Consider the following 17,464-nt stretch of genomic DNA (forward strand, 5'->3'; position numbering starts at 1 on the left):
AAGTGCGAAGCGGTTTTGCGCGGGATAATGCGACGGAACAAACCCTTAGAACGGTTCCAGCGACTCCGTTTTAACTGGAACCGCTCTGATCAGGCGGCGTGGGTTTCTGCACTAGTTCCCGCATGACCGCGCTTGCGATCAGGGATGCAGACCGAAACCACCGTACCAACGCCTTCGGTAGAGCGTATACGAAGCCAGCCGCCATGAAGCTCAGCCAGTGAACGGGTGATGGCAAGCCCAAGGCCGGAGCCGGTATGGGTCTTGGTGAACTGGTTTTCCACCTGCTCGAAGGGCTGGCCGATTTTCTTGATTGCCGATTTCGGGATGCCGACACCGGTATCCTGAATGGTCATGAAGAGAGCCGAGCCGGTCTTGCGCGCACGTACCGTAATCTGTCCACCGTAGGATGCGAACTTCACGGCGTTTGAAAGAAGGTTGATCAGCACCTGCTTGATCGCGCGCCGGTCAGCATAAAGCTGCATCGCATCTTCGATACGCGTATTGACTGCTATATTCTTCTCATCCGCCTGCAGCGAGATCATGCGCACTGTTTCGTTGATGAGCGGGCAGAGATCAATCTCCTCGCGGTCCAGCGAGAAATGCCCGGCTTCGATCTTTGACATGTCGAGAATGTCGTTGATGACGTTGAGCAGGAAGTTACCGCTGGTATGGATGTCGTTAATATATTCCTCATAGCGGTCGGAGCCGAGCGGGCCGAACGTGCCTGCCTGTATCATTTCCGAGAAGCCGATGATCGCATTGAGCGGTGTGCGGAGCTCATGGGACATATTGGCGAGAAATTCCGATTTGGCGCGATTTGCTGCCTCGGCGCGTTCCTTTTCTTGGCCGTACTTGCGGGCAAGCTCGGAAAGCTCGCGCACGCGATCCCGCTCGCCCTTTCGTGCAATGGACAGGTCGTGGATGGTCGCCATCAGGCGGCGTTCACTATCGACCAAACGTTCCTGATGCAGCTTGAGCTGAGTAATGTCCGTCCCGATTGAAACGAGACCGCCGTCCTGGGTGCGACGTTCGTTGACCTGAAGCCAGCGTCCGTCGCTCAACTGGCGCTCGAAAGTTTGGCCACCGGCGCGATTGTGTTCATTAGCCATACGGCGTTCGAAAGTGAAGGGGCGTGTATGAGCGTCGACTTCATTGCGCGGTACACCGGGCTTCAGCGTCCAGACCGGAAGGCCTGCATATTCGCTGAACTTGGAATTCGCCATGACGAGGCGATTATTAGAATCCCATAAGATGAAGGCTTCCGAAATATTCTCGATGGCTTCACGGATACGCATGTCGGCTTCTGCTGTCTGCTGCGCGAAACGGTGCTGTTCACTGACGTCGAAGGCAATGCCGACCAGATGGAGATCGCCTTCGCTGGCGATTTCGGCGCGAACACGCATCCAGACCCACGAACCATCGGCATGACGCATGCGGAAAACGCGGTCGACATGCGAAATATCACCTGAAGCGGCCTGTTCGGCGATGGAATAGAGATCGCCATCTTCCGTATTGATGATCGCGGCCACATCGCCGAACGGCAGCACTGCATCCTGCGCTTCGTAGCCCAGCATTTCATACATGGAGCGCGACCAGTAGATACGGCCGCGTGCCATGTCCCAATCCCACAGGCCACAGCGACCACGACCCAGCGCCATATCGATACGGCGCTGGATCTGGCCGGAAAGATCGTCGGCTTCGCGAGCCCGCGCCGCCTGGCTGAAATAGGCATAGAGAATGGCAAACATCACGCCGGTGGTACCGGCAAAGAGCGTCACGTTGAGCGACACCGCCCGGCGCCATTCTGCAAAGATGGTGCTTTCCGGTTCGATCGCGATAACGGAATAGGGCAGGGTCATCGGTTTCGACAAGGCGCCGAAAGCCGGTTCACCCTCCAGCATGACTTTCAGTACGCCTGCGCGTTCGGCAAACAGGAATAGCGGCTGCGCTTCTGCAAGGATCGTACCGACCGGCTTGCCAGACAGATCGGATATCGGACCTGATATCGCCACTACGGAGGATTGAGGATCTATGACGGCGAGCGTCATGCCGGGCGAGGACAGCCCGCGAGAGCGAAATTCCGCCATCGTGTCCTGAATGTCCTTGGCGGCAATCTGTGCCCCGGCGTCGGTGCCGTTGGCAACACGTTCGATCATCTGTGCAAGATTGGCGGTCGCAGCCGACAGAAATGCCTTATGCTGCTGTTCGATATCTTCGCGCCACGCCAGCATCGAAAAAACGCGCGCCACGCCGAGAATAATCAGGAAAATGATGATGAGTGCCGGAACCAAGCGTCGCAGGATAGGCTCGATTGAGACGAACTTTCCATAGGCCGGACCTGCAAGAAGACTGACATGGCCCGAGAGCTTGCCTTTCCTTCTCTTCCGACCGGATTCGCAATGCGTCCCCGCCGGCGCGCCATACGCGTCGGTGCTCGCCATATAATGGTCCCTCGTGAATTCCCTGCGAGTGAAGTGATTCGGAATACGCCACCTCCGAATGTCATCAATGAATCAAAAGTGATTCGCGCTGTCCAGCGAATTCGTTAACGAGGTGTAAAAATCAGGATTTTTATCAGCCAATTTATTCATGAATCTCAATCCCTTAAGTGGAATCAGTATTGCATTTGGTTCGGCTAAAGGCATGAAAAGACTCATGAAAGCTGACTGCCACCGCCTTCGTGTTCATCCGCACGAAAAGGCGCGTTCCGATTGCTGGTTAAGCAACCGGAACGGACGAATCATCACGACGATGAGAATAGGTCGCGAATCAGGCGAGAGTGCGGTCCACGATGTCGCGCAGATCGGTAGACAGTTTACCTGCAGCGGAAATACGTGCCAGAGCCTTCCTTGCATGCTCGCGACGGGTATCTTCTAGCGAACGCCAGGAGCGAAGCGCCGTTAGTAGCCGCGCCGCGAGCTGTGGGTTCTCTGTATCTATGGACAGGATCGTATCTGCAAAGAACTCATAGGCCTCGCCATCCTTGCGGTTGAAACCGGTCGGATTTGATGCGGAGAACGAACCAATCACCGAGCGGACGCGATTCGGATTATCGAGCGAAAAGAGGGCGTGTTTCGTGAGATCACGCACAGCTTGCAAGGCTTCATTACCGGGGCGGCTCGCCTGCACACTGAACCACTTGTCCATCACAAGACCATCCTTGCCGAACTGGCGCTCGAAACTTGCCAGTGCGTCCTTTGCCTCGTCTGTATCGCCAAAGCGGTGCACCAGCACAGCAAGGGCTGCAAAGCGGTCTGTCATATTGTCTGCGACGGCGAACTGAGTGGCAGCGCGTTGCTGGCTTTTCTCGTGGCAGCTCAGATAGTCGAGCAGCACATTCCGCAAGGCCCGTTTGCCCGCTGCACCTGCATCTGGCGAGAAAGCGCCATCCTGTTTCAGAGCATCGTAGAGCTTGGCGAAATTGCCGGCATAACGGGCGGCAATGACGTCGACGAAGTGATTTCGGCTGGCGAAGATCGCATCTGGATCGACATTGCTGCCCATTTCACGTGCGATGTCGCTTTCGCTTGGCAAGGTCAGGCAGAGCGCGCGGAAGGCCGGATCAAGCGTTTCGTCGGAAGCCACGTTCCCTGCAAGTTCAATGATCGTGTCGTCAATCACCGGTGGGTGACCGCCACGAACACGTTTGGCGCCGTCAAGCAGAGCCTGACTGAAAATTCCGGTCAATGCTTGCCAGCGGGCAACCGGATCGCTGTCGTTCAGTGCAAGGAAAGCACGATCCTCGTGCGATAAAGGCGCTTTCAAATTTACGGGGGCCGAGAATCCTCGCAGCAATGACGGTACAGGGCGTTCCTTGATGCCATGAAAGACTATTGTTTCGGACGAGTGATGCAGATGGATGGTATCGCCGCGCACATCGCCGCCTTCGACAGACGTTGCAATCATATCCTTGCCATTGGCGTCGATAAGGCCAAAGGCAATCGGGATATGCATTGGTTTCTTGACCGTTTGTCCGGGCGTGGTTCCCAGCGACTGGGCCAGTTCAATCGTATAGGTTTCACCGGTCGCATCGTAGGCGAAAGCGGCTTCCACCTTCGGCGTTCCGGCCTGATCGTACCAGAGTGCGAACTGTGAAAAGTCCTGGCTGGAAACATCGGCGAAAACCTTGACGAAATCCTCGATAGTCGCGGCTTCGCCATCATGGCGCTCGAAATATAGGTCCATACCCTTGCGGAACAGCTCAGGCCCGATGACAGTGCGGATCATACGCACGACTTCCGAACCTTTTTCATAGACGGTTGCCGTATAGAAGTTGTTGATCTCGCGGTATTCGCGCGGGCGTACCGGATGCGCGAGCGGCCCGGCATCTTCCGGAAATTGCTGCGCCTTGAGTATCTTCACTTCGGCGATGCGCTTGACCGGGCGCGAGCGCTCATCGGCGGAAAATTCGTGATCGCGATAGACCGTCAGACCTTCCTTGAGGCAGAGCTGGAACCAGTCGCGGCAGGTAATGCGATTGCCGGTCCAGTTATGGAAATACTCATGCGCGATCACAGCCTCGATGCCCGCATAGTCAACGTCGGTAGCGGTGTCAGGATCGGCCAGCACATATTTGTCATTGAAGACGTTGAGGCCCTTGTTCTCCATCGCGCCCATGTTGAAATCGGAAACGGCAACGATGTTGAAGACATCAAGGTCATATTCGCGCCCGAACTTCTCTTCATCCCACCGCATGGAACGTTTCAATGCATCCATGGCATAGAGCGCCCGGCTTTCCTTGCCATGTTCGACATAGATTGCCAGATCGACCGGCCGTCCTGATTGTGTGGTGAAGTGATCCTTCACGACACCGAGCGACCCTGCAACCAGAGCGAAGAGATAGGACGGTTTTGGATGCGGATCGTGCCAGATGGCGAAATGCCGGTCCGACTTACCTTCGACCGATCCACTGTCGACGGGATTGCCGTTGGACAGGAGAATAGGGGCAGCTTGCTCGCTGGCATCGACCCGCACCGTATAGACCGACAACATATCGGGGCGGTCGTAATAATAGGTAATACGGCGGAAGCCTTCCGCCTCACACTGCGTGCAATAGACGCCGCTTGAACGATAAAGACCGGATAGCTGGCGGTTGGTCGTCGGATTGATTTCCGTCACGATTTCAAGCGTGAAGCGCTTGCCTTCCGGCAGATCGCTGATTTCAAGCTGGTCGGGCGTTGCGACATAGCTGTTGTCGGCGAGCGACTTACCATCAATGGCGATGCTGACGAGTTTCAGTTCGTCACCGTCGAGCACCAAGGGCGTACCAGTTAGGGTGCCATCACGGCGCTCAATCGTAAGGGTCGCACGGACGAGGGTTTTTTCCGGTTCCAGTGAGAAGTCCAGTTTCGTCTCGGGTATGGCGTATGGGGTCGGACGGTAATCTTCTAGACGGAATGTCTGGCCGGTTTCAGTACGCATAGCGAAACTCTCTCCTTGAACTCACGATGCTGGATTCGTACCCGGAATCGCTGACGAGGGAAACTCAATTCCAGAATATGTAACGAGCCTTTTGTGGCCCAACAGGCGCTTTGCCAAATAATTTTCAGCCGGACCTTTGTGCTACTGGTGCTGTGTCACAAACAGGAATAAGAAAAACACGTGCTCGAATACTTTGGGCGAGCCTTGCTTTATGGTTTTAAGGAATTGCGTTGTGAACGCTCATGCGAGCGCGCCTGTCGGGGCTGCCCATTTTGAAACGAACCCGATGCTCGGCATCGGTCTCAAAATCGCTTCCGTTGCCGTTTTTGTCGCCATGTCCACCTTGCTGAAGGCGGCTGAAGGTGTGCCGGTCGGACAGTTGATCTTCTTCCGATCTTTCTTCGCAATCTTCGCGATACTGCTTTATCTGGCGTGGCGTGGGCAACTTTCAGGCGTGTTTCACACCCAGAACGGTTTCAGCCACTTCTGGCGCGGGCTGGTGGGCGTCTGTTCCATGTCCATGAGCTTTTTCGCCCTCACCAAGCTGCCGCTGCCTGAAGCAATCGCGATCAATTACGCTTCACCGCTGATCACCGTCTTTCTGGGCGCTGTCATCCTGCATGAAGTGGTGCGGTTTTATCGCTGGAGCGCGGTTCTCATCGGGCTTGGCGGTGTAATGGTCATCATCTGGCCACGGATGACCGTGTTCTCCGGTGGCGGCATGGGGAATGACGAGGCCATCGGCGCTCTTGCCGCTCTCGGTGCTGCGGTCACGTCCGCTGTGGCCATGATGCTTGTGCGCCGGCTCGTTCAGATGGAGCGCACATCGACCATCGTTATCTATTTTTCCATATCCGCGAGCATCATCTCCTTGGCGAGCCTTCCGTTCGGCTGGATCGTACCGAACTGGTCGCAGCTTGCCATGATGGTCGGTGCGGGCTTTGCCGGTGGTGTCGGCCAGATCCTTCTGACCGAATGCTATCGCCATGCCCCAATGTCGACGATTGCGCCCTTTGAATACTCATCGATGCTGCTGGGACTTGCCATCGGCTTTCTGCTGTTCGGCGATATTCCGACCTTTGAAATGCTGGCTGGTAGCGGCGTCGTCATGGCGGCAGGCGGTTTCATCATCTACCGCGAGCACAAGCTTTCCATCGCGCCCCACAAGGTAAACGCGCCGCAGACGCAGTAAGTTAGCTTTGACCGGGTGTGCCTTCAGCACGGGGATCGAGCTGCATGGTCTCCGGCGTGGATTGTCCGTCTGGCGTGTGGAACTTGTACTCAGTCTTCTGGTCGCTGATAGCTGGACGCTCGAAGCGGCGGATGCGCCAGAAGGCATGCAGGCCATATAAGCCGTAAGCGACGGCCATGGTTACGAAGAAACCCGGCGCGCCGATCAGGTCCATCAGCGGACCCGAAAGGGCGGGCCCGATGACACTGCCTACGCCGTAGATAATCAGCAATCCACCGGAAACCTTTACGAACTCGCTAGCATCCGCATAGTCGTTGGCGTGGGCGACGTTGAGGCTGTAGATCGGATAAATCACCGAGCCGAACAGAAACATCATGATGTAGAGCGCTGAGGGCGAAGTGGGGTGGAACAGTACCATCACCATCGACAAGGCAAAGCCGATCACACCGGCGATCACCATGACATAGCGACGATCCACAAAATCTGATCCCCGACCCAGCGGATACTGAAATATCGCGCCGCCCACCATCGCGCAGGCAAGCATGGTTGCGATGCCGAAGGTGGAAAGGCCATTCATCTCGCCGTAAATGGCGGCAAGGAAGTTCCAGGTGCCTGCGACGATACCCGCAATCAACGAACCAACAGCCGCAGCCGGTGATCGTCGGTAAAGGCCCTTCAGATCGAGCGAAACCTGTGTCAGCGGATTGGGTGACTGCGCGCTTGAAAGGGCCGTCGGGAGCAGCGCGCTTGCGTAGATGATAGCGCAGATAATGAAGAGCGTTTGGGTTCCCGGATTGCCGAAGGGTAGGATATATTGTCCGCACAGCAGACCGAGCATGGTGATGATCATGTAGATCGAGAAGATGCGGCCGCGCGATTCATTGGTCACGCGCTCGTTCAGCCAGCTTTCGATAATCATGTAGCTGCCAGCGAGCGAAAAGCCCGCGACGCCGCGAAAGATCATCCACGCAACGGGGCTGACGACCAGGGCATGGAAAAGAAGCGCCATCGAAAGCAGTGTCGCCAGCGAGGAGAAGACGCGCACATGTCCCACGCGCCGCACCAGATGCGGCACCACAATGCAGCCGATTGTGAAGGCGAGGGAGTAGCTCGTCCCCATCCAGCCGATTGTCGTGGTCGACCAGCCTTCCATGCCACCGCGCAGGGGCAGAAGAATACCCGCAAGGCCACCTGCAAGCAGCATAAGAAAGGTGCTTGCAAGCAAAGCGGCTATGGGCAGGAGCTGGCCAGCCATGAAAAACTCCACAGTGAAATCCCATGGGGAAACTGAATTTAGGGCTACTTGTCGCCGGAAGGCGGTTTGGCAAGCGGCGAAATAGAACAAGTTTGCGGCATGTTGTTGACGATGCCTCCTGCGCCGTATGCCGATGCCACTGAACTATCTAGATATCAACTAGTCAATTCGGCCAATTTCAGCTTCACAGCGAGAAAATCACGCCATGCAAAACGCTTTTGCGCCGGAGTGCGCAGAAGATAGGCCGGATGCAGGGTCGGCATGACGGGAATTTCGGAGCCGGAAGGTGTCCGGTGAACCTTCCAGTTGCCGCGTAGCCGCAGGATGCCTTCCGTCGCGCCGGTAAGTGCCTTGCCTGCAGGGCCACCGAGAGCCACCAGAACTTTCGGCGAGGCGAGCTCGATCTGCCTTTCGATGAAAGGCCGGCAAAGTTCCGTCTCAAGCGGCGTCGGCGTGCGGTTGCCCGGTGGACGCCACGGGATCGTATTGGCGATATAGACGCTTTCTCGCTTCAGGCCGATGGATTCAATCATGCGATTGAGAAGCTGGCCGGATTTCCCGACGAACGGTAATCCTTCCATATCCTCGTCCCGTCCCGGCGCTTCGCCGATGAACATGATGTCGGATGATGGATCGCCATCGGCGAAACACAAGTTCTTCGCCGTGAATTTCAGATTACAGCCGTCGAATGCCGCAAGCTTTTCCCGCAGTTCTTCCAGCGTTGAAGCCTGTGATGCCGCCTCGCGCGCGAGCGCAATCTGCGTCGTATCGGGAACGTCGGCTGCTGCCTGTACCGGCCTGCTGGTGGGAGCGGGTGTCGGGGCAGGGCGCGGTTGTTGCTGACGGGCGCGCTCCGGCGTATTCGGCATTTGCGCTGCAGGCTGTGAGGGGGCGGGGCGCTCAGGCTCCGCAAACCGGTCTATTGGCGTTTCGGAAAGCGGCATGTCAATGCCTGCTTCCGCGTAGAAGCGGAGCAAACCTTCAATATCCAGCGTTTCGCGATTATCAGCCATTAACTACCTCACCTCTGAGGTGGCGAATTTTGGAGATGAATGCAATAGCCCGGTTCAGATTTAGGGTCCGTTTCGCCGGTTAGTGACAGTTCATATCCGATTTGATGCGCACGCACGTGGAGGCTACGGCTCGGATATGGCTGGCCATCCTTCTGATATGGCCCTGATGCCTCATCAAACCAACTATTTTCAACCCCACAAGCAAAACCTCATCGCAGTTTCTTGATTGGCATAGATTTGACGTTTACGTTAAGGTAAATAAAATTGAGGACGTAGGACGCCAGTTTTGGACAATTGGACGCATTTGCGACAGTCTCCAACTCTGCGACAGGGTAAGGCGGAATACGGGGAAGCGGCGGATCTTTTCGTGTATCACTAGTGCTGCGGGTCGTCAGTCCATGGATATTCGCGATTAGATCATGCACAAAAACAATTGGATGCGTCGTCTTGGCTAACCTAGTCAGAAGATGATGTTACACCGGACGGAGGGATGAATGTCTGAAGCCCCAGAATATGCAAACCAGGAGCTTCCCGAACGCGAGAGCATGGAGTTCGACGTTGTGATCGTCGGTGCAGGCCCTGCGGGCCTCGCTGCGGCAATCCGTTTGAAACAGGCGAACCCCGAGCTTTCTGTTGTCGTCCTCGAAAAGGGCGGGGAAGTCGGCGCGCATATTCTTTCCGGTGCTGTCGTCGATCCGGTGGGTATCGACCAGCTTCTGCCGGGCTGGCGCGAGGAAGAGGGGCATCCGTTCAAGACGCCGGTAACTGCGGACCACTTCCTTGTGCTCGGACCTGCCGGCTCCGTGCGTCTGCCGAATTTCGCGATGCCGCCTTTGATGGGCAATCACGGCAATTACATCGTGTCTTTGGGCAATGTCTGCCGTTGGCTTGGCACCAAGGCCGAAGAGCTTGGTGTGGAAATCTATCCGGGCTTTGCTGCAGCCGAAGTGCTCTATAATGACGAGGGCGCGGTCATCGGCGTTGCCACTGGCGATATGGGCGTCGAGCGTGACGGAACGCAAGGGCCGAACTATACGCGCGGTATGGCGTTGCACGGCAAATATACGCTGGTGGGTGAAGGCGCACGCGGGTCGCTTGCCAAGCAATTGATCGCAAAGTTCAAGCTCGACGAAGGTCGTGAACCGGCGAAATACGGTATTGGGCTCAAGGAATTGTGGCAGGTAGATCCTTCTAAGCACAAGCCGGGTCTGGTCCAGCATTCGTTCGGCTGGCCGCTCGATATGAAGACGGGCGGCGGTTCGTTCCTTTATCATCTGGAAGACAACATGGTTGCGGTCGGCTTCGTGCTGCATCTCAATTACAAGAACCCATATCTGTCACCGTTTGATGAGTTCCAACGCTTCAAGACCCATCCTGCTATCAAGGACGTATTCGAAGGTGGCAAGCGTTTGTCATATGGGGCCCGCGCCATCACCGAAGGCGGCTTCCAGTCAGTGCCTAAGCTTTCCTTCCCCGGAGGAGCGCTCATCGGTTGCTCGGCCGGTCTGGTCAACGTGCCGCGCATCAAGGGCAGCCACAATGCAGTTCTGTCCGGCATTCTCGCTGCAGACAAAATCGCCGAGGCAATTGCAACAGGCCGCGCCAATGACGAGCCGATCGAGATCGAGAACAATTGGCGTTCGAGCCTGATCGGCACGGATCTGAAGCGGGTGCGCAACGTCAAGCCGTTGTGGTCGAAGTTCGGTACGATAGCAGGTGTGGCGCTCGGCGGTCTTGATATGTGGACCAACCAGCTTTTCGGTTTCTCCATCTTCGGGACCCTGAAACATGGCAAGACCGATGCGCAGTCGCTCGAGTCGGCGGAGAAGCATACGAAGATAGACTATCCGAAGCCGGACGGTGTTCTGACGTTCGACCGCCTGTCGTCGGTATTTCTGTCGAACACCAATCATGACGAGAACGAGCCTGTGCATCTTCAGGTCCGCGACATGGAACTGCAGAGGACTTCAGAACATGACGTCTATGCTGGGCCATCGACACGTTACTGCCCTGCGGGCGTTTATGAATGGGTGGATGCCGATGGCAACTCCGCTGCTGATCCGCAGGCAAAGGATGTGCGGTTTGTCATCAATGCGCAGAATTGCGTGCACTGCAAGACTTGCGACATCAAAGATCCGAACCAGAACATCAACTGGGTGCCGCCACAAGGCGGCGAAGGACCGGTTTACGTAAACATGTAAAAAAAAGCGCCGTAATTCGGCGCTTTTTTTATTGAAGCATGACGGATTGGGTTTCCGGTTCGACCTCATCCGGTCGAACGGGCGGCGGAACGGAAAAATCGAGCCGCACTGGCAGATGATCAGAGCCTGCATCTTCGCGACCCGAAACTTGAGCCCCTCCGATTTCAGGACTGACGAGAACCTGATCTATTGGCAGGCCGATATAGGGCGACAGCGAAACGGGCAGCAGGTGCGTCATCCACGTGCCGCCGATACCTGTCATGTGGCGGGTGCCAGATGCATATTCGACACGGCGAACCGCGTTGCTCCATGGGGCTGCATTGAAATCACCGGCGATGACCCGAGGACCTTTCAGCTTTTGTAGTTCCGGTTCGATATAGCGGAGCTGATGCGGCTGCCAGCGCGGCCACGGCCAGGAAAAATGCAGTGCTGCGACGTGCACGGTTGTTCCGCCGAAGTTGATCGGCGCAATGGCCAGCAAGCCATCGCCGACGCACGCTGTTGGCGCATCTTCGCTGAATGGCCTCTTTGACAGGATACCTACCCCCCAGGTTTTGGGATCGTCAGCACAATTGAGGTGATAGGGATAGGAGCTCTGGAGAATGGTAAGCCATTTTGTCCATTGTTCGCTGGCTTCCTCATAGGTGATCACATCTGGCCGTTCCCGCGCGATCATCTGGAGAATGCGTTTTGGCTCGGAATTGTCTTCGCGCAGGTTGATCTGGACAAGACTATACCGAGCGCCGCCTTGTTCTTTTGCTTGGGCACCTGTGGAGCCGCTCAGGAAATCGCGCGCGGCACCCACGGTCGTGCTGAATGCCAAGATAGCAAAAAGCAGCAGCATCGCCGCCTCGCGCCGCATTTTGGTGAAAAGCAAGGGAAGGGTCAGCACCGCCAGCAAAACGGCAAGGTGGGCTCTGAAGTGCGAGAAGGAATCGAGAGCCGGATGCAGCGCTCCAAGAAATCCGAGCACGAGTGGAACTGACAGGGCGACGGCGGCCAGCAGCAACAGAAATGAAAGGTTTTCACGGCGTTTCGACATGAAATTGCCCATACGTGTTGATTGCGGCGCGATGATGGAGGTCAAGGCAGTAAGGCAATATGCCGGTTAGCAACAACCGGCGTTCTAAGTACTTATTTTAACGCGCATCTTTTCCGAAAACCGTTTCACACTTTTCGGATGCGCTCTAACATATTACCTACTGCCTTACCGCCCTAATCCCCTAGCTTTACTGGAAAGCTGTCTCGTAGAAGCTGCGGAGCTTTCGGGAATGCAGCCGCTCATCCGGCATGGCCGCAATCTTTTCCATCGCGCGGATGCCGATGCGCAGATGCTGCGCTACCTGCCGCTTATAGAACTCGGTTGCCATGCCCGGCAGTTTCAATTCGCCATGCAGCGGCTTGTCGGAAACGCAGAGCAAGGTCCCGTAAGGTACCCGGAAACGGAAACCGTTGGCGGCGATGGTGGCGGATTCCATATCGAGCGCAACTGCACGCGCCTGCGAAAGGCGCTGCACCGGGCCGCGCTGGTCGCGCAGTTCCCAGTTGCGATTGTCGATCGTGGCGACGGTGCCAGTGCGCATGATGCGCTTGAGGTCATAGCCTTCCAGACCGGTGATTTCCTCGACAGCCTCTTCCAGTGCAACCTGAATTTCTGCAAGTGCTGGCAGTGGTACCCAGACGGGCAGATCGTCGTCGAGAACGTGGTCTTCACGCATATAGGCGTGTGCTAGAACGTAATCGCCAAGCTGCTGACTGTTGCGCAGGCCCGCGCAGTGGCCGAGCATCAGCCAAGCATGTGGACGCAATACTGCAATATGGTCGGTAATGGTTTTGGCGTTGGACGGTCCCACACCGATATTGACCATTGTAATACCCGAATGGTCGGCTCGCTGCAGGTGATAAGCAGGCATCTGGGGCAGGCGAGGCAGGGGGCTGCCGCTACGCGGGCCGGTTTCGCCTGCGCGGGTGATCAGATTGCCGGGTTCTACGAACTGTTCATATCCACCGCCGCCCTCTGCCATCAGTTCGCGGGCATAAGCGCAGAACTCGTCCATATAGAACTGATAATTGGTGAACAGCACGAAGTTTTGAAAATGGGTCGGGCTTGTAGCCGTATAATGCGCTAGTCGGTGCAGCGAATAATCGACGCGCTGTGCCGTGAATGGCGCAAGCGGCATCGGTTCACCGGGGGCAGGCTCGAAGTCGGCATTGACGATTTTGTCATCCGTTGCTGCCAGATCGGGCACATCGAACAGATCACGTAGCGGATGCGTGAAGGCATTGGCGACGGAAGCCTCGACATAGGTGCCTTCCTTGAAGGCGAAATGAATCGGGATCGGCGTCGAGGATTCCTTCACTGTTACGGTCACACCGTGGTTACGCATCAGGAGACGAATCTGCTCGGTTAGATAATGGTCGAACAGATCCGGTCGCGTGATGTTTGCGGAGTAATCGCCGGGCGTTGAGACATGGCCAAAGGCCAATCGCGAATCCACATGCGCAAAACTCGATGTGGACAGACAGATTTCAGGATAATAAGCGCGATAACGCTGCGGCGAAACTTCGCCGCGGGCAACTTTCTCGAACGCATCGCGCAGGAAGGCGGTGTTGCGATCATAGAGCTTTCGCAGGGCGAAAACTGCCGCTCCCGCGTCATTAAAGACCTCCGGATCAACGGTAGGAGGCGTTTTGATCTCGGTCAGAAAAGGATGTTCGATTCGCTGTGTCATGACCTACTATAGCAAAGTCTATGACCATGACATGACCCAGTTTATGCGATGCGCTGCAGGCTCACATACAGCACGAGTCCAATGCCACTCATTTGGAAATGCTGGCCAATCTGAGTATAGGCAAAAGTAGCTGCAGGACCGGTGAAAATGGCTGTAAACAGGAAAACCCGAAAGGCAATTGCGACGACGATCCGGGTTTTTCTCATGGCCGTGTTCCGGCAGGATTCTGAGCGGATGCGGCGAGGTGCCCGCTTACTGGCTTGTCCCGATAAACGCTATATCTCTGGTTTACGAAAATGCTCGCGACAGCGGCAAGGCCAGCGATCATCAAGTAAATGATTGTAACACGCCGAAGCATACTGGTTGGCCCCCAAAGCCGTTTTGATTTCTGTTCTCCTTGTTCAATCTAGCGATCACGTCTGAACGGTCTCTGAGAGCGTCGTTCATGTGGTGTTTATATTGTCGGGCTCTAGCTGTGGGTAGGCAAATGGATGTGCAACCCTTTCACGGCCCATCTCAATGATTCATGTCCTATTCGTTGGCGGCTCACAATACATCTCCAATTTTCGATAAAAAAATGAATCATCGATAAGCTCAGTCGTCTGGAAACATCCGCTTACAGTTCGCCTAATTGGTCAGCATTGAGGCCAATACAACGGCTACAGGCCCCATAAGAGGGAGTAACACGTTGGAAATAGCGTAGGTCACGGTATAGCCAATCACTGGAATGGAGTTTCCTGCCTGCGAAACAAGCGCGCTGATAGTTGGAGTACTACAATGTTGACCGGCGATAGCTCCCAGGAGGATAGGCGGTTCAATTTTCATCAGTCGTGAGCCCACAAAAAGAGACACCATCGCTGGTACCACGGACACCAGAATGGCCAGAAATGGCAAAATAAGACCGTATCGTTTTATAAGGTCAATTGCGTCGGGTCCGGCACTCAGACCAATCGATGCAATAAACGCGGCCAAGCCAAAGTCTTTCGCAAACTCAGCTGCAGCAAGCGGCAATCCGCCACGTCTAGGATGACGCATATTGAACCAGCCGAATAGCAAACCTGATATGAGAGCTCCACCTCCGGACCCCAGCGTCAATTCCAAGGTTCCCACTTCAACGCTGAAGTGGCCTATGAGAAGTCCAACAACTATGCCGATACCGAGGAACATGAAGTCGGTTTTATCACTCGGCGGAAGTAAATTGCCGAGTTCCGTTGCCGCTCGCTCTGCCGCTCGCTCCTGCCCATACAGTGACACAACATCACCCTGCTGCAAAATCGTTCCTGAAAGTGCAGGTATGTTCTGTCCCATACGCCGCACGCTCGAGATGAAGATACCTCGTTGCAGCTCAGGATCTGCCATATGTCGGAGTTGACGGATCTGGCGACCAAAAGCTTCTTTCCTCGTGAGAACAACCTCACGTATTGTCAGATCGAATCCTGTTCCCTGGGGCACCGGCACTTCTTCGCCTAACTGATCGTAGGCAGCAATGACGGCATTTCGTCTCCCGCGTACGAACACGACGTCATCGGTTCTCAATAGGAAATCAGCCGATGTTTCCAGAAGTTCGTCATTGCGTTGCACACGCTCAATGGCAATTGCCCAATTGCGGCTCCGCTCAAACTCCCCGACTGATTGGCCGCTGATCGGTCCTGCACGAAAAGCGCGCCCAACAAAGGCCGGTAATCCCTGAATCTGATCATTGTCATCGTCCGTTGATCCGAGTGCCCGTGCTAATTTAAGAGCATCCTGTTTCAGATCAGACTTCAGAAGTAAGGGAGCGATCTGTGTGGTAAAGATCACGATCGAAACCAGACCGAACAGATAGGTAAGGCTATAGGCTGTGGCAACATTAGAGCTGGCTCGGGAAATTTGAACAGGGGGGATAAGTGGAATTTCTGCCTGACTTCGGCTTAGATGCCGTGAACAGGAGATACCATGACGAGACGACCGCGCCGGAACCATAGCCCGGCTTTCAAGGCAAAAGTGGCGCTCGCCGCCATTCGAGGCGAGCAGACGCTGGTGGAACTGTCCCAACAGTTTGACGTGCACGCCAACCAGATCAAGCAATGGAAAGACCAGCTCCTTGAGGGGGCGACAGGCGTTTTCGGCGATGAAGCGAAGGCGGAACCGACGGGTCCAACCGTCGATGTCAAAACGCTGCACGCCAAGATCGGGGAGCTGACGCTGGAGAATGATTTTTTAGCCGGAGCGCTCGGCAAGGCGGGATTGCTGAGCGGAAAGAAATGATCGACCGCGAGCACAAGCTGTCCGTCGTGCGTCAGGCGAAGCTTCTCGGCTTCAGCCGTGGCAGTGTCTATTATTCGCCGCGTCCGGTGTCTGACGGCGATCTGGCTCTGATGCGCCGGATCGACGAGTTGCATCTCGAATACCCGTTTGCCGGAAGCCGGATGTTGCAAGGGCTCTTGAGGGGAGAAGGGTTACAAACCGGTCGACTGCACGTCGCCACGCTGATGAAGAAGATGGGCATCGAGGCGATCTACCGTCGCCCGAACACGTCGAAACCGGCACCTGGGCACAAAATCTATCCCTACCTCCTGCGCAAGCTGGCGGTTACCAGACCCAATCAGGTTTGGGCGATGGACCTGACCTATGTTCCGATGGCTCGCGGATTTGTCTATCTCTGCGCCGTTGTGGACTGGTTCAGCCGGAAGGTTCTGTCGTGGCGACTGTCGATCACGATGGAGGCAGCCTTCTGCATCGAAGCAGTCGAGGAAGCGCTGGCCCGTTATGGCAGACCCGACATATTCAATACCGATCAGGGCTCGCAGTTCACCTCGATGGACTTCACGACGGTGCTGAAGAAGGCGGAAATCGCCATCTCGATGGATGGCAAGGGTGCGTGGCGAGACAACGTCTTCGTCGAGCGGCTCTGGCGTTCGATCAAATACGAGGAAGTCTACCTCCACGCCTATAAAACAGTGTCCGAGGCCCGCGCTGGCATCGGCCGCTATCTGACCTTTTACAATAGCCGACGCCCACATTCATCCCTTGACCGGCAGACACCGGATCAGGCCTACTTCAACGCGCTGGCACCAATGATGGTGGCGGCATAATCGAGGCGGAAATCCACTTAGCGAAACGCCCGAAACTGTTCAGACAAACCGAGCCACCTCTATTGGCCTGTAACTCAAGTATTGTTTCCCCACTGAGCTTCAGATGCGAGATGGCCTCAGACGCAGTGCCTATTACAGCGGATTCCGTTGCCGATCCGGCGAACAACCCCACAGCGGTTCCAATATCCAGGCGAAAAACAAGAATCGATAATGCCAAAAGCGATAGAACACAGACGATTTCGAGAATTGAAAAGATGCCATAACGCCATCCGCCACGAATATTGGCAAAAAATTGCGGGCCGGCAGTAAATCCAAGTGCATATATAAAAAGGGCAAAAGCAGCATCTTTGAGATCAGGACTAACCCGTATCCCGAGTTGTCCAAGGGCCAGTGCTATAAAAAGTGTCCCACATACGCCCCCGAGCTACACCGGGCCGACTCTTAATTTACCGATCAGATAACCAAAGCCGACGCATCCAAAAAGCGCAATGACGGGGTTGAGGAAGGACAACATGAATAAGGTCCTGTTCAGGGTGGCGGTGGCATAGGTGATTTGGTTCAATTCGTAAGTCGTCA

The 17,464-nt window shown here is 55.6% G+C and carries 11 protein-coding genes and 1 pseudogene; 3 read left to right on the forward strand and 9 right to left on the reverse strand.

Annotated features, from left to right (window positions below):
• Positions 1-89 precede the first annotated feature (89 nt).
• Both CQZ93_RS03320 and pepN read right to left on the reverse strand, forming a co-directional pair.
• The gene (locus CQZ93_RS03320; RefSeq protein WP_105541326.1) at positions 90-2,441 is read right to left on the reverse strand and encodes a PAS domain-containing sensor histidine kinase; all 2,352 of its coding nucleotides are present in this window, start codon (positions 2,439-2,441) and stop codon (positions 90-92) included.
• Between the two features lie 328 nt (positions 2,442-2,769).
• Positions 2,770-5,421, reverse strand: a complete 2,652-nt coding sequence (gene pepN, locus CQZ93_RS03325; protein ID WP_105541327.1) for an aminopeptidase N — start codon at positions 5,419-5,421, stop codon at positions 2,770-2,772.
• A gap of 211 nt (positions 5,422-5,632) precedes the next feature.
• Between pepN and CQZ93_RS03330 the strand changes: the two genes are divergently transcribed.
• Entirely contained in the window at positions 5,633-6,613 is a 981-nt protein-coding gene (locus tag CQZ93_RS03330) for a DMT family transporter (RefSeq protein ID WP_422616077.1), read from the forward strand.
• A gap of 1 nt (position 6,614) precedes the next feature.
• Here the strand turns inward: CQZ93_RS03330 and CQZ93_RS03335 are convergent, their stop codons facing one another.
• Complete coding sequence (locus CQZ93_RS03335; RefSeq protein WP_105541329.1) at positions 6,615-7,868, reverse strand: MFS transporter; 1,254 nt, start codon at positions 7,866-7,868, stop codon at positions 6,615-6,617.
• Between the two features lie 155 nt (positions 7,869-8,023).
• Positions 8,024-8,881 carry a uracil-DNA glycosylase gene (locus CQZ93_RS03340; RefSeq protein ID WP_105541330.1) on the reverse strand — a complete coding sequence of 286 codons (858 nt, stop codon included), beginning with the start codon at positions 8,879-8,881 and terminating at the stop codon, positions 8,024-8,026.
• A gap of 494 nt (positions 8,882-9,375) precedes the next feature.
• On the opposite strand from CQZ93_RS03340, the gene CQZ93_RS03345 reads away from it, so the two are divergent.
• Complete coding sequence (locus CQZ93_RS03345; RefSeq protein ID WP_105541331.1) at positions 9,376-11,082, forward strand: electron transfer flavoprotein-ubiquinone oxidoreductase; 1,707 nt, start codon at positions 9,376-9,378, stop codon at positions 11,080-11,082.
• 28 nt (positions 11,083-11,110) lie between these two features.
• On the opposite strand, the gene CQZ93_RS03350 is transcribed toward CQZ93_RS03345, so the two are convergent.
• The 4 genes from CQZ93_RS03350 to CQZ93_RS03360 all read right to left on the reverse strand — a co-directional run bounded on the left by CQZ93_RS03350 (position 11,111) and on the right by CQZ93_RS03360 (position 15,614).
• Positions 11,111-12,124 (reverse strand): endonuclease/exonuclease/phosphatase family protein, encoded by a 1,014-nt coding sequence (locus tag CQZ93_RS03350; protein WP_181153299.1) that lies wholly within the window; start codon positions 12,122-12,124, stop codon positions 11,111-11,113.
• Between the two features lie 187 nt (positions 12,125-12,311).
• Positions 12,312-13,814, reverse strand: coding sequence for an AMP nucleosidase (locus CQZ93_RS03355; RefSeq protein WP_105541333.1), 1,503 nt, complete (start codon positions 13,812-13,814; stop codon positions 12,312-12,314).
• Positions 13,815-13,855: 41 nt separating this feature from the next.
• A complete protein-coding gene (locus CQZ93_RS26540) occupies positions 13,856-14,020 on the reverse strand; it encodes a hypothetical protein (protein WP_181153300.1) in 165 nt (54 codons plus the stop codon).
• 421 nt (positions 14,021-14,441) lie between these two features.
• The gene (locus CQZ93_RS03360; protein WP_286151963.1) at positions 14,442-15,614 is read right to left on the reverse strand and encodes an aspartate-alanine antiporter-like transporter; all 1,173 of its coding nucleotides are present in this window, start codon (positions 15,612-15,614) and stop codon (positions 14,442-14,444) included.
• A 135-nt stretch (positions 15,615-15,749) separates the two neighbouring features.
• On the opposite strand from CQZ93_RS03360, the gene CQZ93_RS03365 reads away from it, so the two are divergent.
• Positions 15,750-16,888 (forward strand): IS3 family transposase gene (locus tag CQZ93_RS03365; RefSeq protein WP_105541261.1). Its coding sequence is split into 2 segments (ribosomal slippage): positions 15,750-16,017 and positions 16,017-16,888, totalling 1,140 coding nucleotides; the frame shifts between segments, so codons are not numbered across the junction.
• Here CQZ93_RS03365 and CQZ93_RS03370 read toward each other — a convergent pair.
• A pseudogene (locus CQZ93_RS03370) lies at positions 16,854-17,300 on the reverse strand (aspartate-alanine antiporter-like transporter); the annotation flags it as partial. The gene CQZ93_RS03365 and the pseudogene CQZ93_RS03370 sit on opposite strands and share 35 nt — an antisense overlap.
• Positions 17,301-17,464 lie beyond the last annotated feature (164 nt).

The organism is Ochrobactrum vermis (assembly GCF_002975205.1).
Taxonomy (GTDB): Bacteria; Pseudomonadota; Alphaproteobacteria; order Rhizobiales; family Rhizobiaceae; genus Brucella; species Brucella vermis.